Source organism: Arenimonas sp. MALMAid1274, assembly GCF_049195245.1.
Lineage (GTDB): Bacteria > Pseudomonadota > Gammaproteobacteria > Xanthomonadales > Xanthomonadaceae > Arenimonas.
In genome coordinates this window covers 521,450-540,462 of record NZ_JBMIRR010000027.1, presented here as the reverse complement: position 1 = coordinate 540,462, position 19,013 = coordinate 521,450, and the positions used below count along the sequence as shown (strand labels likewise).

Below are 19,013 nucleotides of genomic sequence, written 5' to 3'. Positions count from 1 at the left end.
GTCGCAACGATGCGTCTCAGCGGCCGCGGGCCACGCGCCAGGCGCGCCAGACGCTGGCGAAGCCCGGCGGCGGCGCGAAGCCTTTGCCCGCCGCCAGCCGCTGCAGGCGGGCGCGGGTGTAGCGATGGCGCAGGCGCGCGAACAGGCTGCCCTGACCCGAGGGCGCCGTTTCCGCCAGCAGCATCGTGGCCCAGTCGGCCAGCAGGGCCTCGCCCTGCCCCTGCGCCACCTGGTCCACGGTGAGGCCATGCCGCGCGAGCAGCTTGAGCGGAAGCCGGGCCTGGTCGGGCGAGGCCAGGCCGGCGGGCAGGCGGTGCAGCAGCCAGTGCACGACGATGGCGCGGGCATCCGCGGCCGGCGCATCGAACAGGCCGGCTTCGACCTCGGCCAGGGCCTGCGCGAACGGCAGCAGCGGCGTGATGGCCTCGGCCGCATCGGCCGGTCGCGCGTCGTATTGCGCCTGGTCCAGCAGGGTGCGCGCCAGCCGCGGCCACGGCAGCGCCGGCACGGCCAGCGCCGTACTGACCGGATGCCGGCCGGCGCCCTGCCCCAGCCGCACCAGTTCCTCGGCCCACCACTGGCACTTCACGGCGGTCACGCGCGCATCGCTGAGTTCGAACGCCGCCTCGCGCAGCTCATGCGCCAGGGCGCCCCAGGCGCGGAAGCGCTCGCGCTGGCCGGGGGCAGAGAACACTTCGGCCAGCGCCATCTCCGGTTCGCGCCGGTGCCACTTGGCCACGAAATGGGCCGCCGCTTCGACCGCCGGCGCGTTCATTCCGGCAGCAGGCCCGGGCGCGACAGCAGGTCGCGGGGATGGTTGAAGGCGTGGTCCGCGCCCCAGACCGAGGGGTCGTCGCCGGGCTCGCGATAGCCCCACAGCGCGGCCACCGAGGGCATGCCGGCGGCCCGCGCGGCCTGGATGTCGCGAAGATCGTCGCCGACGTAGAGCGCATCCGCAGGCGCCACGCCGAGCCGCTCGCAGGCCAGCAGCAGCGGATCGGGATCGGGCTTGCGCCGGGGCAAGGTGTCGCCACCGACCAGCACCGCGCAGCGCGTGGTCCAGCCGAAGCCTTCGACCACGCCGCGCGCCAGGCCTTCGGGCTTGTTGGTGACGATGCCCCAGCGCAGGCCGCGGCCTTCGATGGCCGCCAGCAGTTCGGCAACGCCGTCGAACACCGCGCTGTCGTTCGCCAGCGCCTGGCCGTAGTAGGCCAGGAACGGCGCCAGCAGCGGTTCGCGCTGGTCCGCGTCCAGTTCCGGCAGGGCCACGGCCAGCATCGCGCGGCCACCCTTCGACACCACCTGCCGCAGGCGCGCCAGCGGCACCGGCGGGCGACCCAGGTCGGACAGCACGCGGTTGACCGCGTTGCAGAGGTCGGGCGCGCTGTCGACCAGGGTGCCGTCGAGGTCGAACAGCACCACGCCCAGGCTTGCGGACATCAGGGTTTCACCGCGCAGGCCAGGTAGTTGATGGCGGTGGGCCCGCCGACCCAGGCCTTGCGGCGGATCGGATCGTAGGCCAGACCGCTGACGTCCCGGATCGACAGGCCGGCGGCGCGCAGCCACGCCGACAGTTCCGACGGCCTGATGAACTGCTTGTAGTCGTGGGTACCGCGTGGCAAAAGGCGTGCGATGTATTCCGCGCCGACGATCGCCACCGCGAACGCCGCGGGCGTACGGTTGAGCGTGGACAGGAACAGCTGGCCGCCCGGCCGCAGCAGGGACCGGCAGGCGCCGATGATGGCCGCGGGATCGGGCACGTGCTCCAGCATTTCCATGCAGGTGATCGCATCGAACGACCCCGGAGCCTCGGCGGCCAGGGCTTCGACCGACTGCAGCCGGTAGTCCACCGTGAGTCCGGATTCGAGCAGGTGCAGGCGGGCGACGTCGATCAGCTCGGGCGCCAGGTCCAGCGCCGTGACGACGGCGCCTTCGCGCGCCAGCGCCTCGCTGAGCAGGCCGGCGCCGCAGCCGACGTCGAGCACGCGGGCGCCCGCCAGCGTCGTTCGATCGCGCACGTAGCCCAGCCGTGCCGGGTTGAGTTCATGCAGCGGGCGCTGCGGACCTTCCGGATCCCACCAACGGTTGGCCAGCGCGCCGAACTTGTCCAGTTCGGCCTGGCTGGCATTGGCGGCCGGCGCGCTCACTTCGCCCCCTGGATGCCGGCGATGCGCTGCTGCCACTGGCGGGTTCGTGCGCGGATCGCGGGCACGTCCATGTCCACCAGCCGGCCCTCGGCCAGCTTGCGCACGCCGGCGACCCAGACGTCGCCGACCTGGTGGCGGCCGGTGGCGTAGACCAGCTGCGAGATGGCGCTGTACATCGGCTGGGTTTCCAGCGCGTCCAGGTCCACGCAGGCCAGGTCGGCCTGCTTCCCGACCTCGATCGAACCCACCATCTCGCCCAGCCCCATCGCGCGCGCGCCGCCCAGCGTGGCCATGCGCAGGGCGCTGGCGGCATCCAGCGCCGAGGCGTCGCTGGCCACGCCCTTGGCCAGCAGGGCCGCGGTGCGCATCTCGCCGAACATGTCCAGGTCGTTGTTGCTGGCGCAGCCGTCGGTGCCCAGCGCCAGATTGACGCCGGCGTGGTGCAGCCTGTGCACCGGGCAGAAGCCCGAGGCCAGCTTGAGGTTGGATTCGGGGCAGTGCGCCACCGACACGCCGCGTTCGGCGCACAGCGCGATCTCGGCGTCGGTGAGCTGGGTCATGTGCACCGCGATCAGGCGCTCGGTCACCAGGCCCAGGCGGTCGAGCCGGGCGATCTGGCGCATGCCGTGTTCGCGCTGCGACTCCTCGACCTCGTGCGCGGTCTCGTGCACGTGCAGGTGCACCAGCAGGTCGAGCTGGTCGGTGAGCATGCGGATGCGCTCGAAGCTGTCGTCGCCCACGGTATAGGGCGCGTGCGGCGCGAAGCAGGTGCGCACCAGCGGATCGCGGCGCCAGTTGTCGTGCACCTCCAGCGCCTTGTCGAAGTACTCGTCCTGCGATTTGGCCCACGCGGTCGGGAACGCGATGACCGGCAGTCCGACCAGCGCGCGGAAGCCCAGGCGCGAATAGGTCGCGGCCTGCACGTCGGGGAAGAAGTAGTTCTCGTTGCAGCAGGTGGTGCCGCCGCGCAGCATCTCGGCCACGGCCAGCTCGATGCCGTCGGCCACGAACTCGGGCCCGATCACCTGCCCTTCGATCGGCCAGATGTGCTGCTGCAGCCAGGTCATCAGCGGCAGGTCGTCGGCGACGCCCCGCATCAGGGTCATCGGGTTGTGGCAGTGCGCATTGACCAGGCCCGGGATCAGCACCGAGCCCGGACGGCTGACCACCTCGCGGGCGCTGAACCGCTCGCGCGCCTCGGCCTGCGGCAACACCGCCAGGATCACGCCATCGCGCACGGCCACGGCGTGGTCTTCCAGCACCACCGCATGCGGTTCGACGGGCACCACCCATCCCGCCTCGATCAGGAGGTCGCAGGTCACGGGGGGAACTGGCGTCGATGCTGGGGCGGTCATCGCGGGTCGGCATCCTTGCGATCGGGGGTCTGGAAACACACTTCGGTGAGCTGGCCGACGCCCGCAAAGTCCGGAAGCGGCTCCAACCATGCTTTGACGCCGTCTTCGGCCGTGCGCCGGTATCGCACGACATAGGCGGTGCCCGCCTGCAGCGACGCGCGGACCGTGACGGTGCCCGACCACTGGCCAGCCCCACGGCTGGACGGCGCCAGGTACTCCATCTCGAGCGAGCGTTCGCCCGGCGCCAGTTCCAGATAGATGGGCCAGGTCTTGCGGACGCGGATCAGCCGACCATCGAGGTTCAGAAAGTGGATCATTCCGCGGGCCTGCCCGGGGCAGGACTCTCGGATCACCTTGGCCAGGCCATTGCCCGGCAGCGCAGTGACGCCCGGCTCGCGGTAGACGCTGGCGTTGGGATAGATCTCCCGGTCCAGCGGTGCCGCCGCGGCGGGCGCCACGAGCACCACCCCCGCGAGACAGACGGCCAACGCCCGGCGCATCGGCTTACTTGACCCGCGAGACGTACTCGCCGGAGCGGGTATCGACCTTGATGATCTCGTCCTGGTTCACGAACAGCGGCACGCGCACCACGGCACCGGTCTCGAGCTTGGCCGGCTTGCCGCCGCCGCCCGAGGTGTCGCCGCGCACGCCCGGGTCGGTCTCGATGATCTTGAGCTCGACGAAGTTGGGCGCCTGCACCGCGATCGGGGTGCCGTTCCACAGCGTGACCACGCAGGGCTCCTCGCCCTTGAGGTAGTTCTTGGTGTCGCCCACGCCGGCCGAGTCGGCCTGCACCTGCTCGAACGTGTCCTGCTGCATGAAATGCCAGTACTCGCCGTCGGTGTAGAGGAACTGCATGTCGGTGTCCACGACGTCGGCGGCTTCCAGGTCGTCAGTGGCCTTCATCGTCAGCTCGACCACGCGGCCGGTCTTGATGAACCGGTACTTGATGCGGGTGAAGGCCTGGCCCTTGCCGGGCTTGACGTATTCGGTGTCGGTGATGACGCACGGCTCGCCGTTGACGATGATCTTCATGCCGTTCTTGACGTCGTTCATGCCGTAGGTGGCCATGCCTTGCTCCTGGGTGAAAGGCCGGGCGCCGCGGGACAGGGCGGCGGCACGGCTACAATGGTGGTCTTCCAAGAGGCCCCTGCGGCCCCGTACAAGCCCGACATGATAACCGCCCCGCCCCCTTCCCTGCAGCCCGACGCCGCCGCCAGCCCGGCCCGGTGGCAGACGCTGTGGCGCGATGCGATCCGCGATCCGGCCGAACTGCTGGCCCTGCTGGACCTGCCCGCGCTGTCGGCCCGGGTCTCGGCCGACGCCACGGCCCAGTTCCCGCTGCGCGTGCCGCGCGGCTTCGCGGCCCGCATGCGTCGCGGCGACCCGCACGATCCCCTGCTGCGCCAGGTGCTGCCGCTGGATGACGAGGACCGCGTGGTTCCCGGCTTCGGGCTGGACGCCGTCGGCGACGCCGACGCCCGCGGCGGCTCCGGCGTGATCCACAAATACGACGGCCGGGCCCTGCTGGTGGCCACCGGCAGCTGCGCGGTGCACTGCCGCTACTGCTTCCGCCGTCATTTCCCCTACGGCCAGGAGACGGCCGCGGCCGGCCAGTGGCGCGAGGCCCTGGACTACCTGGCCGCCGACACCGGCATCCACGAAGTGCTGCTTTCGGGCGGCGACCCGCTGTCGCTGGCCACGGCCAAGCTCGAGGAGTTCACCCGCGGCCTGGCCCGCCTGGGTCACGTGCGCCGGCTGCGCCTGCACACGCGCTTGCCGATCGTGCTGCCCGAACGCGTGGACGAGCCCCTGCTGGCGTGGCTGTCGGCCCTGCCCCAGCGCGTGGTGGTGGTGGTGCACGCCAACCACGCCAACGAAATCGACGCGCCGGTGGCCGCCGCGCTGCGCCGCCTGCAGCAGGCCGGGGCCACCCTGCTCAACCAGGCGGTGCTGCTGCGCGGGGTGAATGACGAGGCCGGCACGCTGGCCGACCTGTCCGAGGCCCTGTTCGAGGCGGGGGTGCTGCCCTACTACCTGCACCAGCTCGACCGGGTCGCCGGAACTGCGCACTTCGAGGTGCCCGAGAACCGTTCCCGGGCCCTGCACGCCGCGCTGGCCGCCCGCCTGCCGGGCTACCTGGTGCCGCGCCTGGTGCGCGAGGTGGCCGGCGCCCCGGCCAAGTTGCCCCTGTGATGGTTTTCCTTGCGGCTCTTTTGGTATTGTCTCAATCCCCCCTTGCAAGCCCTTGATGGATAAAGGAGCACCCCTCGATGGCACAGCAGGACGCCGTGATCCGCCTGCTCCTGGTGGAAGACCAACTTGAGGACGCCGAGCAGCTGATCAGCCATCTGCGCAATGGCGGCATGGCCGTGCGCCCGCAGCGCCCCGAGTCCGAGGACGAGCTGGTGCAGCTGCTGGCCACGCAGAGTATCGACCTGGTGCTGGCCTCGATCGACGCGAAGTACCTTGCGCTGCAGAAGGTGGTCGAACAGGTCACCGCCACCGGCAAGGACATCCCGGTGCTGGCGTCCACCACCGTGCTGGACGAAAAGACGGCGCTGGCCGCACTGGCGGCCGGCACCCGCGACATCGCCCTGCGCAACCGCCCGGAGCACGTCCAGGCCGTGGTGCGCAGCGAATTCGCCGCCCTGCTGGCCCGGCGCGGCCTGCGCCACCTGGAAGCCTCGCTGCGCGAGACGGAGCGCCGCTGCGACGCGCTGATTGCCTCCTCGCGCGACCCCATTGCCTATGTGCACGAAGGCATGCACATCCGCGCCAACGACGCCTACCTGGAAATGTTCGGCTTCGAGGGCTTCGACGAGATCGAAGGCCTGTCGGTGCTCGACCTGATCGGCTCGGCCCACGCCGACGCCTTCAAGCAGCTGCTCAAGAAGCTGAGCAAGGGCGAGACGCCGCCGCGGCAGATGGAGCTGCAGGCCCAGCGCACCGACGGCAGCACCTTTGATGCGGTCATGGAGTTCACCCAGGCCACCTACGAGGGCGAGGCCTGCCTGCAGATCGTGTTCCGCCAGCAGACGGTGGACGCGGAAATGGTCAGGGAGCTCGACACCCTCCGCCAGCGCGATGCGCTGACCGGCCTGTACAACCGCCAGCACTTCATGACCGAGCTCGAATCGGCCGTGGTGCGCGCCACCGAGGGCAAGGGCTCGCAGGCTTTCCTGCTGGTCGAGCCCGACCATTACGAAAACCTGCTGGGCGAAATCGGCCTGGCGGCCGCCGACGACCTGATCAAGGGCATCGCCGAGCGCCTGTCCTCGGCGCTGGACGCCGACACCGTGGCAGCGCGCCTGAGCGACCACGGCTTCGCCGTGCTGTGCCTGGCGCACGACCACAACCACAGCCTGGCCCAGGCCGAGAAGATCCGCGAAGCCTTCCACGGCCACATCCTGGAAGTGGGCGACCGCTCCGTAAACCTGGGCGTGAGCATCGGCGGCGTCCAGATCGGCGAAAAGATCGCCAGCGTGTCGCAGGTGATGGGCAAGTCCAGCCAGTGCCTGGCCTCCTGCGTGGGCATGGGGGGCAACCGCACGGAGATCTTCGATCCGGCGGCCCGCGACCGCGCCGAGGAAGAGCGCATCCAGGCCTGGGTCGAACGCATCCGCGAGGCCCTGGCCGGCGACCAGTTCGTGCTGCACTACCAGCCGATCATCAGCCTCACCGGCGCCGAGGAAGAGAACTACGACGTCTACCTGCGCATGAAGGGCCAGGGCGGCGAGATCATCCCGCCGATGACCTACCTGGCCATCGCCGAGGAACACGGCCTGCTCGACGACATCGACCGCTGGGTGATCCAGCGGGCCATCGCCGTCATCGCCGAACGCGCCAAGGCCGGCAAGCACACCAACCTGTTCGTCAAGGTCACGCCGGCATCCCTCGTCGAGGGCGGGCTGGAGGTCTTCATCGGCGAGCAGCTCAAGGCGCACGGCGTGGCCGGCGACCGCCTGGTGCTGCAGATCCCCGAGTCCAAGGTCTTCACCCACCTCAAGGCCGTGCAGTCGTTCCAGAAGGCCGTGTCCGCCCTGGGCTGCCGCGTGGCGCTGGAACAGTTCGGCACAGGCCTGAATTCGTTCCAGATGCTGAGCCACTTCGACCCGGCCATCCTCAAGATCGACCGCGGCTTCATCATGGAGCTGGGCAAGAACGCCGAAGTGCAGAAGCAGGTGCGCGACATCGTCACCAAGGCCCACGCCGCCGGCAAGCAGACCGTGGCCGAGTTCGTCTCCGACGCCGGCACCATGAGCGTGCTGTTCGGCATGGGCATGGACTTCGTCGAAGGCAACTTCCTCGCCGCCGCGGGTCCTGCCATGAACTACGATTTCGGCTGATTTTTTTGGCCGCGGATTTACGCGGATGAACGCGGATTTTTTTGACGCGGATTTTCTTGACGCGGATTAACGCGGAGGGACGCGGATAGAAGCAAAGAAGTTTGGAGTGTCCGCCGGGCAGAAACAGAAAGGGGGCGATCAGGTTGATCGCCCCCTTTTTTTTGTGGCTGCGTCCAGCCATTGCCTTGATCGGCTTTATCCGCGTTCGTCCGCGTTAATCCGCGTCAAGAATACAAGGCCTGCAATCAAGACAAGGAGCAGCCCACTGGCGTCAGCCCCGCACGGTCTGGGTAGCGGCGGGGAGTTCGCGCAGGGCCTGGATGCGCTCGGCCAGCGGCGGGTGGCTCATGAACAGCTTGCGCAGGCCGTGGCCGACGGCACCGGAGATGCCGAAGGCGCGCACCTCGTTGGGCAGGCTGCTGTGGCCGTAAGTGCTGGCCAGGCGCTGCAGCGCGGACACCATCTTGTCTCGGCCCGCCAACTGGGCGCCGCCGGCATCGGCGCGGAACTCGCGCCAGCGGCTGAAGCCCATCGCGATGATCGAGGCGAACAGGCCGAACACCAGGTCCAGCGCCAGCACGATCACGAAGTAGAACGGACCCGTGCCCTCGCGGTTGCCCGTGATCCAGGAATCCACGATGCGGCCGACGATGCGCGCCAGGAAGATCACGAAGGTGTTGAGCACGCCCTGGATCAGGGCCATGGTCACCATGTCGCCGTTGGCGACGTGGCTGACCTCATGCGCCAGCACCGCCTCGGCCTCGTCGCGGTTCATGCCGCGCAGCAGGCCGGTGGACACCGCCACCAGGGAATTGTTGCGGCTGGGGCCGGTGGCAAACGCGTTCATCTCGGGCGCGTCGAACACGCCCACTTCGGGCATGGCGATGCCGGCCGCATCGGCCTGGCGGCGCACGGTGGCCAGCAGCCAGGCCTCCATCTCGTTGCGCGGCTGGGTGATCAGCTGCAGGCCCGTGCTGCGCTTGGCCATCCACTTGGACAAGGCCAGCGAAATGAAGGCACCGCCGAAGCCGAACACGGCGGCCATCAGCAGCAGGCCGGCGTTGTTGCCGAAGGAAATGCCGAACACGCCCTGGAGCACGCTCAGGACGATGCCCAACAGGACCATGACGGCCAGGTTGGTGGCAAGGAAGAGGGCTATGCGCTTGAACATGGCGTAGGTTTTCCGTTGTGGTGATCGCCGCGATCACGCGGCATGCAGGACAGATGGTCGCCGCGGGCGTTAAATTCAAGGTCCATGAGCCCGCACCCTCACTACCGGGGACGTTTCGCCCCCTCGCCCACCGGCCCGCTGCACCTGGGTTCGCTGGTGGCGGCCCTGGGCAGCTGGATGATGGCGCGGCGCGCCGGCGGCGAATGGTGGATCCGAGTCGAAGACCTGGATCCGCCGCGCGAAGTTCCCGGCGCCGCTGAACGACAGCTGGAAACCCTGGCCGCATTCGGGATGGTGTCCGACGGACCCGTGATGAAGCAGTCAACGCGCGAAGCTGACTACACCGTTCAGCTGCAGAAACTGCTGGATGCGGGCCTGGCTTTTCCCTGCCGATGCAGCCGCAGCCAGCTGACGGCGGCCGGCGGTATCCATCGGCGCTGCCTGGCCGAGCACCGCGACGAGACGGCGACTCAGGTCTCGATACGCCTGCGCGTTCCCGAACGCGTGATCACGTTTCTTGATGAACTGGCGGGCCCCCAGTCGCAGGCATTGGCTGACGCGGTGGGCGACTTCGTGCTGCGCCGCGCGGACGGCTGCTGGGCCTACCAGTTCGCGGTGGTGGTGGACGACGCCGCGCAGGGCATTACCCACGTGGTGCGCGGCGCCGACCTGCTCGATTCCACGCCGCGGCAGATCCACCTGCAGCGCTGCCTGGGGCTGCCGACGCCGCATTACGCGCACCTGCCCCTGGTGCTGGATGAAGACGGCAACAAGCTGAGCAAGTCACTGCGGTCGCTGCCGGTGGACGGCACCGACCCCTGGCCGGCGCTGCGCACGGCCTGGGGCCTGCTCGGCCAGGACGAGTCGGCATTACGCACGACGGCCGCGCCCGGCAGCGCGCTCGTGCAGGCCATCGCGGCCTTCGATCCGGCGCGTATCCCCACCGCGTCGGCTGCCGCCGTTAGCGGCACTTCCCCGCCCGCGTGAAGGCCTGAAAAACATGGCCGCGCACCGCTTGCGTGCGCTGCCCCGGTGGGGGATGCTTCGGGGCCCAACCGCGGACGTCGCGGGACAAGACCCGGTGCCCTGCATGTCCCAAGTACGCATCATCAAGAAGTACCCGAACCGACGCCTTTACGACACCGAGATCTCCAGCTACATCACGCTCGAGGACGTGCGCCAGCTGATCGTTGACCGCGAGCAGTTCGAGGTGCGCGACGCGCGCTCGGGCAACGACCTCACGCGCAGCGTGCTGATGCAGATCATCGCCGAGCACGAGGAGCGCGGGCAGCCGATCTTCACCACCGAACTGCTGACCCAGGTGATCCGCTTCCGCGGCGATTCGCTGCAGGGAATGATGGGCGGCTTCCTTGAGCGCAGCCTGCAGTTTTTCCTCGACCAGCGCGAACAGCTGCGCGGCCAGATCGGCAGCCTGGTCGGCCAGACCCCCTGGGCGCTGCTCAACCAGCTGGCCGAGCGCAACATGGAGCTGTGGCGTTCGCTGCAGCAGGGCCTCACCGGCGGCGGCGGCACGCTCCCCGCCAAGCCGCGCGCCAAGCGCACGCGTGCCGCCAAGGCGCGCACGCGCTGAACCGCTGCGGCCGCGCGATCGCGCCGACCACCCCGCCGCAACGAAGCTTCAGAGCTCGCGCACCACGCGGAAACCAAGCCGCGCATGCGTGGTGTCGGCCGGCGACGGCTGCCGATAGGCCGAGCGCGCGCGATCCAGCGTGCTCGCCCAGGAGGCGCCGCGGATCACGCGCTCCTCGCAGCCCGGATTGACCCAGGCGGTGCCGTCGGCCGGCGCGCGCCGGTAGCTGTCGTGCCAGCAGTCCATCACCCATTCCGACACGTTCCCGACCAGGTCGAAGGTGCCCATCGCCTCGGCCGGATAACTGCGCACCGGCGCCGGGCCCCAATGGCCATCGGAGTACCCCGCGATGGCATTGGACCAGTTGCGCTTGAGCCGCGACTGGTCGCCGTCGCCGGTGAGGTTGCCCACCACCCGCGGTGGCGTACCGGCGCCCCAGGCATAGGCCTGGCTGCTGCCGCCGCGCAGGGCGTACTCGAACTCGGCTTCGCTGGGCAGCCGGTAGCGCTGGCCGGTCTGCGCCGACAGCCAGGCGACGTAGGCCTCGGCGTCCTCGAAGGCCACGTGCACCACCGGCAGCTCGGGCTCGGCCGGGCGGCCGGCATGGTCACGGCGCCAGTCCACGCCGGCATGTTCGCTCATCGCACCGCCGCGCTCGTCGTACACCGTGGACCGGCCGCGACGCGTGGCCACGCTGCGGTACTGCGTGGCGGCGACGAAGCGACGGAAGTCGGCCACCGTGGTTTCGTTGCGCGCGATCGCGAAGCCGCGGTTGAAGCTGATCTCGTGCGAGGGGCCTTCGTTTTCCTGGCGACCGGGCTCATCCTCCGGCGATCCCATCACGAAGCGGCCGTGCGCCAGCACCACCATCTCCGGCGCTTCGCCGCCGGCCGCCAGCGGTTCGCGGAAAACCTGGCCCGGACGGAAGCGTCCGTAGTGCCGGGCCAGCTCGATGCGTTCGCGCAGGCTGTCCAGGCCACGCGCCTGCAGCGACACGCGCTCGGCTTCCGCCAGCCGGCGCGCCGCCAGCTCAAGGTCCAGCGCGTCCACCGCCGCATGGCCCTGCTCGAGCAGCTGTTCGGTGCGGCCCTGGCGCAGTTCGACGATGCGCGCGGCCATGTCCTGCAGCGCCGGTGACGAGGGCAGGATGCGGGCCGCATCGGCCTGCAGCTTTTCCGAGTCGGCATAGTCGCCCGACTGCGCCGCGGCCAGCGCGCGGTTGAGGTGCTCGGCCTGCAGTCGCACCAGGCCATCGCGCGCCGGCAGGAAATCGGGATAGGCCTGCAGTGCCTCGCGGTAGGCGGCCACGGCGCCCTTGCCTTCGGGCCGGAAGATGCGGTCGGCGCGAACGCGCGCATCGCCGCGACGGGTCAGCAGCTGGGCGCGGCGCGCCGCCTCGATCGCCTCGCGGTACGAGGCCAGCCCCGGGTGCTGTGCCCTGGCGCGCGCCAGCACGCGCTCCAGGCGGCGTGCGTCGGCCACGCGGCCTTCGTCCAGCGCGCGCCGGCCGCGTTCGATCAGTTCGCTGGCGATTTCATCCACGCCACTGTTGGCGGATTCGTTCGCGGCGTCGGTGGCCAGCACGCCAAGCAGTATTTCCAGCGCACCGGGTTCAACCGCGTCTTCGTCCTGTGCCGACCCCGGCAAATCGGCGGCCGCGGCTTCCGTGGCGGTCACAGCGGCCACCGGCTCGCCGCCGGCGACTTCCGCCAGGTCGCCACCCAGCAGCCGGCCCTGCCCGCGCGCCTCGTCAGCGTCGCGAAGGGCCGCACGCACATCGTCCTTGGGCACCGGAAGAATGTCGGGCGTCCAGTCCAGCGGCTCGGCATCGTCCTCGACCGCCGCTTCCTCGACCCCCGCCTCCAGCTCGGCCGGATCCACCGCGGCCGGAGTCTCGCCCGCGTCCGCCGGCACAGGCGCATCGCTGCCGCAGCCGGCCAGCAGCACCGCGGCCAGCAGCACCGCGGCCAGCAGCAGGGCCGAAACGGGGTTTCGCGGCAGTCGGGTCATGGCATCTCGTTCAGGGCCGCGTGCCGGGACGACATGGGCGAACCGAACTTAGGCTAAGGTGCCGGCTTCTGGCAACCGCAGCAGTCCCCCTTGAGCCTCTGGATCGATACTCCGCAAGCCCTGTCCGAACGCCTCGCCCGCTGGGCCGGCCAGCCCCTGGTGGCGCTGGACACCGAATTCATCCGCGAACGCACCTACTACCCTCAGCTGGCGCTGGTGCAGATCGCCATCCCCGACGACATCCTGCTGGTGGACCCGCTGGTACCCGGCATGGACGCGGCCCTGCGCCCGCTGCTGGTGGACCCGGCGGTGACCAAGCTGATGCACAGCGCCAGCGAGGACCTGCAGGCCCTGCAGCGGGGCTGCGCCGCCCTGCCCGCGCCGCTGTTCGACACCCAGGTGGCCGCGGCCCTGGCCGGGCTTGGCGCCGGCCTGGGCTACCAGAAGCTGGTGGAACAGGTCACCGGCATCACCCTGGCCAAGGGCGAGACGCGTTCGGACTGGCTGCGGCGTCCGCTGAGCGAGTCGCAGCGCGAATACGCCGCCGACGACGTGCGCCACCTGCACGCGGTGCATGCCCTGCTCGACGCAAGACTGCACGAGCTCGGCCGCCACGCCTGGCTGCAGGGCGACGCGGAACGTTCGCTGCGCCAGGCCGCGCAGGAAGGCGAAGAACCCTATCCGCACCTGGCGGTGCGCAGCGCGCAAAGCCTCGACGCGGCCGGCCAGGCCCGTCTGTGCCGGATCCTGCGCTGGCGCGATATCGAGGCCCGCCGCAGCGACAAGCCCAAGAGCTGGATCATCGACAACGAACTGGCGGTGGCGCTGGCACGGCGTCCGCCGCAGGACCAGGGCGAGTTCAACGCGACCCTCGACCGCCACCCCAAGGCGCCGCGCAAGGCGCGTGGCGAACTGTTCGACCGCGTGACCGCGCCGCTTGCCGCGGACGAGCTCGACATTCCCCTGGTCAAGGCCGACAGCCTGGACAAGCAGCGGGTGAAGGCCCTGCAGGAGGCCGTGGCCACCGTGGCGCAGCAGCACGGGCTGCCCGAAGGCCTGCTGTGCGCGCGCCGCCACCTGGAGGCCCTGCTCGAGGGCCGCGGCTGGCCCGATGCACTGCAGGGATGGCGTCGCGAACTGCTGGAACCCGCCCTGGCGCCCCTGATCCCCAGGGCAGGCGCCCCCGGCTAGCCATCGCCCGACGGCGCCCGTATAATTCGCGGACCTTCTGTGGGGGGGTAGCTCAGCTGGGAGAGCGCATCGTTCGCATCGATGAGGTCGTGGGTTCGATCCCCATCCTCTCCACCAAGATTCAAGGAACCGGACCCTGGGTCCGGTTTTTTTTGGCCGTTTGCCCCGGGTTCGCGGCCGGTCGGCGCCTGACGGGCCGAAGCCCCCGACTCCGCCTTGACAGGCGCGACAAGCCAACGGCACAGTCAGGCCATGTCCCGGCGTCCGACCACCACGACCATTACCACTACCACCTTCGCGGTGGTGCGGTCGGTCTTGCCTGGATAATCCATCCACTCTCGGCCCCGCACCTCGACAGAGGGCGGGCCCGTCGCACACCCCCACCCCCTGACCCGATGCGCGGCCTCCACCGGAGGTTGCATGAACGCGTCGCTGTCCGAATCCCTTCCCGCTCCCCTCGCGCCTCCGCGTCTTCGGGCACACAAGTTCGGCGGCAGCTCGCTGGCCGACGCCGACCGCATACGACATGTCGCCAAGCTGATGCTGCAGGCGGAAGAGCCGGCACAGGTGGTGGTGGTCTCGGCGATGCAGGGCGTCACCGATGCACTGATCGCCCTGGCCAACGCCGCGGCTGGCGGCGGGGACTGGCGAGCCGCCTGGTCGGCGCTGGCCAAACGTCATCACGACACCGCCGCGGCATTGACCGGCAATGACGACGGCGGGCTGGCGGCATGGCTGGTTGCCGAGTTCGAGCAACTGGCCGCGCTTCTGCAGGCCGTGGCGGTACTGGCCACGCCGGGTGGCCCGACCCTGGAACGCATCCAGGGCCTGGGCGAAGTGTGGTCGGCACGATTGCTCGGGGCGCACCTGCGGGGCCTCGGGGCCGACGTCGCCGTGCTGGATGCCCGCGAGGTGCTGGTGGTCGCGCACGGCGAACTGGGCGTGACGGTGGACTGGGCCCGCAGCGCCACCGCGCTGCGCGACTGGCGCGCGCGTCACCCCTCGCCGCGCGTGGTGGCGACCGGCTTCGTCGCCGGCGGTGCCGACGGCCGGCCGACCGTGCTGGGCCGCAACGGCAGCGACTATTCCGGCGCGATCTTCGCGGCCCTGTTCGAAGCCGACGAACTGCACATCTGGACCGACGTGGACGGCGTGCTGTCGGCCGATCCGCGCCTGGTCCCCGAAGCGGTGCCCCTGCCGGCCCTGAGCTATCGCGAGGCCTGTGAACTGGCCTACTTCGGCGCCAAGGTGATCCATCCGCAGACCCTCACCCCGGCCATCGCGCGCAACATGCCGGTCTGGATCCGCAACACCTTCCGCCCCGAGCGGCCCGGCACCCGCATCGGTGCCGAAGGCGATGCCGGTGGCCCGGTGAAGGGACTGACCCTGAGCCCGGGCCTGGCCCTGGTCAGCCTGGAAGGCGCGGGCCTGATCGGCGTGCCCGGCACCGCCGAACGGGTGTTCGCGGCCCTGCACGCCGCGCGTATTTCGGTGGTCATGATCTCGCAGGGCTCGTCGGAGCATTCGATCTGCTGCGTCGTGCGCGAGCAGGACGCGGTCGCGGCCGAGTCGGCGCTGAGCCACGCATTCGCACGCGAGGCGGCGGCGGGCCAGGTGCAGGGCGTGCAGCGCGTGGACGGCATCAGCGTACTGGCCGCGGTCGGCGACGGCATGGCGGGCACGCCCGGCGTGGCCGCGCAGCTGCTCAGCGCCCTGGCGCGGGCGCGGGTGAACATCCGTGCGATCGCACAGGGCGCCTCCGAGCGCAACATCTCGGTGGCCGTCGCCGCGGCCGACGCCACCCGTGCGCTGCGGGCGGCGCACGCCAGTTTCTGGCTGTCACCACAGACGGTGGCGCTGGCGGTGATCGGACCGGGCAAGGTGGGGGCCGCGCTGCTGGACCAGCTGCAGTCGGCGATGCCGCGGCTGCAGCGCGATGCGGGCCTGGACCTGCGCCTTCGCGCGCTGGCCGACAGCCGCCGGCTGTGGCGCGCTGAACACGGCGCGCCCGGCCAGTGGCGCGACCACCTGGCCGAAGCGGGCGAAGGCGATCTGGACGCGCTGGCGCCGCACCTGCTGGACGCGCACCTGCCGCATGCGGTGATCATCGACTGCAGCGCCAGCGATGCCGTGGCCGCGCGCTATCCGGCCTGGCTGGCGGCCGGCATCCACGTGATCACGCCCAACAAGCATGCGGCCGCCGGCGACTGGGCGCGCCGGCAGGCCATCGAGGCGGCACGGCTCGCCGGCGGCTCACGTTTCCGCTACGAGGCCACCGTCGGCGCGGGCCTGCCGGTGATCCAGACCCTGCGCGACCTGCTCGACACCGGCGACGAGCTGATCGCCGTGGAAGGCATCCTCTCGGGCACGCTGGCCTGGCTGTTCAACCGCTACGACGGCAGCCATCCGTTCTCGGCGCTGGTGCGCGAGGCGCATGCGCTGGGCTACACCGAACCCGACCCGCGCGACGACCTGTCGGGCGTGGACGTGGCGCGCAAGCTGGTGATCCTGGCGCGCGAGGCCGGCATCGGCCTGTCGCTGGCCGACGTCGCCGTGGAAAGCCTCGTGCCCACGGCGCTTGCGGGCGGCGACCGCGAGCGGTTCCTGGCCTCGCTGCATCAGCTCGATGCTCCCATGGCCGCTCGGCTTGCCGGCGCCCGCCAGCGTGGCGCCGTGCTTCGCTATGTCGCCCGACTCGGGCACGATCGGCGGGCCGGTGTGGCCCTGGCGGAACTGCCGGCCGACCACGCCTTCGCCCACCTCCGCCTGACGGACAACATCGTGCAGTTCACCACCCGTCGCTATCGCGACAATCCACTGATCGTGCAGGGACCGGGCGCGGGCCCGGAAGTGACCGCGGCCGGCGTGTTCTCCGACCTGTTGCGGCTGGCCGCATCGCTGGGAGCCCGCCTGTGATCGCCGACGTCGCCCGCGCCTATGCGCCCGCGTCGGTGGGCAACGTCGGCGTCGGCTTCGACATCCTGGGCCACAGCCTGTCGGGGCCTGGCGATGTCGCCACCGTGCGGCGCATCGACGAACCCGTGGTGCGCATCGCCGCCGTGCGCGGACTGGCAACCGAGCTGCCCCGCGACGCGGCCGCCAACACCGCCGGTGCGGCGCTGCTGGCGCTGCGTGCGGCCCTGTCGCTGCCTTTCGGCTTCGAGATCGAGCTCGACAAGGGCATCGCCCTGGGTTCGGGCCTGGGCGGTTCGGCGGCTTCGTGCGTGGCGGCATTGGTCGCGGCCAATGCGCTGCTCGAGAAGCCACTTTCCAACGCCGCCCTGTATCCGTTTGCGCTGGAAGGCGAGGCGGTGGCCAGCGGCGGCCGGCACGGCGACAACGTCGGGCCGATGCTGCTGGGCGGGCTGGTACTGGCCACTGCCGACCGGCTGGTGTCGGTGTCGGTGCCCGAGCGCTGGCACTGCGCCGTCGTGCACCCGCATTTCGTGCTGGAAACGCGCGCGGCGCGCGCCGCCCTGGCGGGCCACTACGCCTTGCCCGAATTCGTGACGCAAAGCGCGGCGCTGGCGCAGGTGCTGCTGGGCTGCGAGCGCGGCAATGCGGGGCTGGTGCGCGCGGGCCTGCGCGACACGCTGGTGGAACCGCGGCGCGCCGCGCTGATTCCGGGATTCGCTGCCGTGAAGCAGGCCGCGCTGGACTGCGGCGCGATGGGCGCCAGCATTTCCGGCGCGGGCCCCAGCGTGTTTGGCTGGTTCGAGTCGCGCGCTGCGGCCGAAGTGGCCGCGCAGGCGATGACCGATGCCTTTGCCGAAGCGGGCCTGGCCAGCGACCAGCGCGTCTCGCCCATCGCCGGCCCGGCGGCGGGGCTGCGCGCATGAGGATGATCAGCACGCGCGGCCGCGCTGCCCCGGTGGGCGCCAGCGAGGCGATGGTGGCAGGACTTGCGCCCGACGGCGGCCTGTACATGCCCACGGCCCTGCCCCGACGCAGCCCAGAGGATTTTTCCGGGCTTTCCTCCCTGGCGTCCGTCGCCGAAAAGCTGCTGACGCCCTTCTTTCAGGATGATCCCCTGGCGCCCTCGCTGCCCGGGATCTGCCGCGCGGCCTTCGCGGTGCCGCCGCCGCTGCGGGCCTTCGGCGATGGCGGCGACCAGATGCTCGAGCTGTTCCATGGGCCCACTGCGGCCTTCAAGGACTATGGCGCCGCCTTTCTCGCGGGCTGCCTGGCAGCCGGACCGGCGCGCACCACGCCGCTCACGGTGCTGGTCGCGACCTCGGGCGATACCGGCGCCGCAGTGGCGGCCGCCTTCCACCGCCGGCCCGGGTTCCGCGTGGCCATCCTGTATCCGCACGGGCTGGTCTCGCCAAGGCAGGCGCACCAGCTGGGCTGCTTCGGCGACAACGTGCATGCCTTCAAGGTGGCCGGCAACTTCGACGACTGCCAGCGCCTGGTGAAAGCCGCACTGGCGGACGACGCGCTGCGGGCGCAGGTGCCGCTGACCTCGGCCAACAGCATCAGCCTGGGCCGGCTGCTGCCGCAGATGGCCTACTACGCGCAGGCCAGCCTGGCGCACTGGCGCTCGCTGCGGCGTCCGCTGTCCTTCATCGTGCCCTCGGGCAATCTGGGCAATGGCCTGGCCTGCCTGCTGGCCAAGCGGATGGGTCTGCCGATCGATCGGCTGGTGCTGGCTACGAATGCCAACCAGGTGCTGCCGGAGTTTTTCGCCGGCGGCGAATATCGGCCGCGCCCGGCGATACCGACGCTGGCCAATGCGATGGACGTGGGTTCGCCCAGCAACTTCGAGCGGCTTGACTGGCTCTACCCCGACGAGCAGGAGCTGCGGCCGGCGCTGTCGGCCGAGGCGGTGTCCGACCGCCAGATCGAGCAGACCATTCGCGAGGTCCACGGGCGGCTGCAGCGCGTGCTTTGCCCGCATACCGCCACCGCCGCGCACGTGCTGCAGCGGCTGCGGCAGCGTGGGGAAACCGGTGACTGGTGCGTGGTTGCCACCGCGCACCCCGCCAAGTTCCCCGACGTGGTCGAACCGCTGGTGGGTGGCGTGGTCCCCTTGCCGCCCGCCCTGGAAGCCATGCTTGCGCGCCCTGCCCACGCCGAGCCGCTGGCCGCGGACGAGGCGGCCCTGGCCGCGGCCCTGCGGAGCCTGTAGCGCGGGTCCGGGCGTGTTCCGGCGGCGGATCCAGGACGCCAGCCCCGCAGCCGCCGGGCCAGCGGCCGGGG

At 70.8% G+C, this 19,013-nt stretch carries 16 protein-coding genes and 1 tRNA gene; 9 read left to right on the top strand and 8 right to left on the bottom strand.

What is annotated here, in order from left to right:
• Positions 1-16: 16 nt before the first annotated feature.
• From ACOQFR_RS11065 to efp, 6 genes are read right to left on the bottom strand one after another with little or no spacing between them, the layout of a single operon-like run.
• On the bottom strand, positions 17-775 hold the full coding sequence (locus ACOQFR_RS11065; protein ID WP_421381828.1) for a hypothetical protein: 759 nt from the start codon (positions 773-775) through the stop codon (positions 17-19).
• Positions 772-1,440: a phosphoglycolate phosphatase gene (gene gph, locus ACOQFR_RS11060; RefSeq protein WP_421381826.1), complete on the bottom strand. Its 669-nt coding sequence runs from the start codon at positions 1,438-1,440 to the stop codon at positions 772-774. Before gph ends, ACOQFR_RS11065 begins: the two co-directional genes overlap by 4 nt.
• Positions 1,440-2,147 (bottom strand): bifunctional 2-polyprenyl-6-hydroxyphenol methylase/3-demethylubiquinol 3-O-methyltransferase UbiG, encoded by a 708-nt coding sequence (ubiG, locus tag ACOQFR_RS11055; protein ID WP_421381824.1) that lies wholly within the window; start codon positions 2,145-2,147, stop codon positions 1,440-1,442. The genes gph and ubiG overlap by 1 nt, the downstream gene beginning before the upstream one ends.
• On the bottom strand, positions 2,144-3,502 hold the full coding sequence (locus ACOQFR_RS11050) for a TRZ/ATZ family hydrolase (RefSeq protein WP_421381822.1): 1,359 nt from the start codon (positions 3,500-3,502) through the stop codon (positions 2,144-2,146). Before ACOQFR_RS11050 ends, ubiG begins: the two co-directional genes overlap by 4 nt.
• The gene (locus ACOQFR_RS11045) at positions 3,499-4,002 is read right to left on the bottom strand and encodes a hypothetical protein (RefSeq protein WP_421381820.1); all 504 of its coding nucleotides are present in this window, start codon (positions 4,000-4,002) and stop codon (positions 3,499-3,501) included. The genes ACOQFR_RS11050 and ACOQFR_RS11045 overlap by 4 nt, the downstream gene beginning before the upstream one ends.
• A gap of 4 nt (positions 4,003-4,006) precedes the next feature.
• Entirely contained in the window at positions 4,007-4,573 is a 567-nt protein-coding gene (efp, locus tag ACOQFR_RS11040; protein WP_421381818.1) for an elongation factor P, read from the bottom strand.
• Positions 4,574-4,675: 102 nt separating this feature from the next.
• Here efp and epmB point away from each other — a divergent pair, with 102 nt between their 5' ends.
• Complete coding sequence (gene epmB, locus ACOQFR_RS11035; protein ID WP_421381816.1) at positions 4,676-5,698, top strand: EF-P beta-lysylation protein EpmB; 1,023 nt, start codon at positions 4,676-4,678, stop codon at positions 5,696-5,698.
• Positions 5,699-5,775: 77 nt separating this feature from the next.
• The gene (locus ACOQFR_RS11030; RefSeq protein WP_421381813.1) at positions 5,776-7,851 is read left to right on the top strand and encodes an EAL domain-containing response regulator; all 2,076 of its coding nucleotides are present in this window, start codon (positions 5,776-5,778) and stop codon (positions 7,849-7,851) included.
• 271 nt (positions 7,852-8,122) lie between these two features.
• Here the strand turns inward: ACOQFR_RS11030 and htpX are convergent, their stop codons facing one another.
• Complete coding sequence (htpX, locus tag ACOQFR_RS11025; RefSeq protein WP_421381811.1) at positions 8,123-9,022, bottom strand: protease HtpX; 900 nt, start codon at positions 9,020-9,022, stop codon at positions 8,123-8,125.
• An 84-nt stretch (positions 9,023-9,106) separates the two neighbouring features.
• Here htpX and gluQRS point away from each other — a divergent pair, with 84 nt between their 5' ends.
• Complete coding sequence (gluQRS, locus tag ACOQFR_RS11020; protein WP_421381809.1) at positions 9,107-10,009, top strand: tRNA glutamyl-Q(34) synthetase GluQRS; 903 nt, start codon at positions 9,107-9,109, stop codon at positions 10,007-10,009.
• 103 nt (positions 10,010-10,112) lie between these two features.
• A complete protein-coding gene (gene phaR / locus ACOQFR_RS11015; RefSeq protein WP_421381807.1) occupies positions 10,113-10,613 on the top strand; it encodes a polyhydroxyalkanoate synthesis repressor PhaR in 501 nt (166 codons plus the stop codon).
• A 48-nt stretch (positions 10,614-10,661) separates the two neighbouring features.
• Here phaR and ACOQFR_RS11010 read toward each other — a convergent pair whose 3' ends face one another.
• A complete protein-coding gene (locus tag ACOQFR_RS11010) occupies positions 10,662-12,623 on the bottom strand; it encodes an SUMF1/EgtB/PvdO family nonheme iron enzyme (protein ID WP_421381805.1) in 1,962 nt (653 codons plus the stop codon).
• 90 nt (positions 12,624-12,713) lie between these two features.
• Between ACOQFR_RS11010 and rnd the strand changes: the two genes are divergently transcribed.
• From rnd to thrC, 5 genes are all read left to right on the top strand, one after another.
• Entirely contained in the window at positions 12,714-13,814 is a 1,101-nt protein-coding gene (gene rnd, locus ACOQFR_RS11005; RefSeq protein WP_421381803.1) for a ribonuclease D, read from the top strand.
• A 41-nt stretch (positions 13,815-13,855) separates the two neighbouring features.
• Positions 13,856-13,931 (top strand) — tRNA-Ala (locus ACOQFR_RS11000).
• Positions 13,932-14,234: 303 nt separating this feature from the next.
• The gene (gene thrA / locus ACOQFR_RS10995) at positions 14,235-16,730 is read left to right on the top strand and encodes a bifunctional aspartate kinase/homoserine dehydrogenase I (RefSeq protein WP_421381801.1); all 2,496 of its coding nucleotides are present in this window, start codon (positions 14,235-14,237) and stop codon (positions 16,728-16,730) included.
• Entirely contained in the window at positions 16,727-17,653 is a 927-nt protein-coding gene (locus ACOQFR_RS10990; protein ID WP_421381799.1) for a homoserine kinase, read from the top strand. The genes thrA and ACOQFR_RS10990 overlap by 4 nt, the downstream gene beginning before the upstream one ends.
• Positions 17,650-18,942: a threonine synthase gene (gene thrC, locus ACOQFR_RS10985; RefSeq protein WP_421381797.1), complete on the top strand. Its 1,293-nt coding sequence runs from the start codon at positions 17,650-17,652 to the stop codon at positions 18,940-18,942. Before ACOQFR_RS10990 ends, thrC begins: the two co-directional genes overlap by 4 nt.
• The last annotated feature ends 71 nt before the right edge of the window (positions 18,943-19,013 follow it).

Coding starts and splice junctions, on each gene's coding strand:
- ACOQFR_RS11065 (WP_421381828.1), bottom strand. CDS start 775: ATGAACGCGCCGGCGGTCGAAGCGGCGGCCCATTTCGTGGCCAAGTGG.
- gph (WP_421381826.1), bottom strand. CDS start 1,440: ATGTCCGCAAGCCTGGGCGTGGTGCTGTTCGACCTCGACGGCACCCTG.
- ACOQFR_RS11050 (WP_421381822.1), bottom strand. CDS start 3,502: ATGACCGCCCCAGCATCGACGCCAGTTCCCCCCGTGACCTGCGACCTC.
- ACOQFR_RS11045 (WP_421381820.1), bottom strand. CDS start 4,002: ATGCGCCGGGCGTTGGCCGTCTGTCTCGCGGGGGTGGTGCTCGTGGCG.
- efp (WP_421381818.1), bottom strand. CDS start 4,573: ATGGCCACCTACGGCATGAACGACGTCAAGAACGGCATGAAGATCATC.
- epmB (WP_421381816.1), top strand. CDS start 4,676: ATGATAACCGCCCCGCCCCCTTCCCTGCAGCCCGACGCCGCCGCCAGC.
- ACOQFR_RS11030 (WP_421381813.1), top strand. CDS start 5,776: ATGGCACAGCAGGACGCCGTGATCCGCCTGCTCCTGGTGGAAGACCAA.
- htpX (WP_421381811.1), bottom strand. CDS start 9,022: ATGTTCAAGCGCATAGCCCTCTTCCTTGCCACCAACCTGGCCGTCATG.
- gluQRS (WP_421381809.1), top strand. CDS start 9,107: ATGAGCCCGCACCCTCACTACCGGGGACGTTTCGCCCCCTCGCCCACC.
- phaR (WP_421381807.1), top strand. CDS start 10,113: ATGTCCCAAGTACGCATCATCAAGAAGTACCCGAACCGACGCCTTTAC.
- ACOQFR_RS11010 (WP_421381805.1), bottom strand. CDS start 12,623: ATGACCCGACTGCCGCGAAACCCCGTTTCGGCCCTGCTGCTGGCCGCG.
- thrA (WP_421381801.1), top strand. CDS start 14,235: ATGAACGCGTCGCTGTCCGAATCCCTTCCCGCTCCCCTCGCGCCTCCG.
- thrC (WP_421381797.1), top strand. CDS start 17,650: ATGAGGATGATCAGCACGCGCGGCCGCGCTGCCCCGGTGGGCGCCAGC.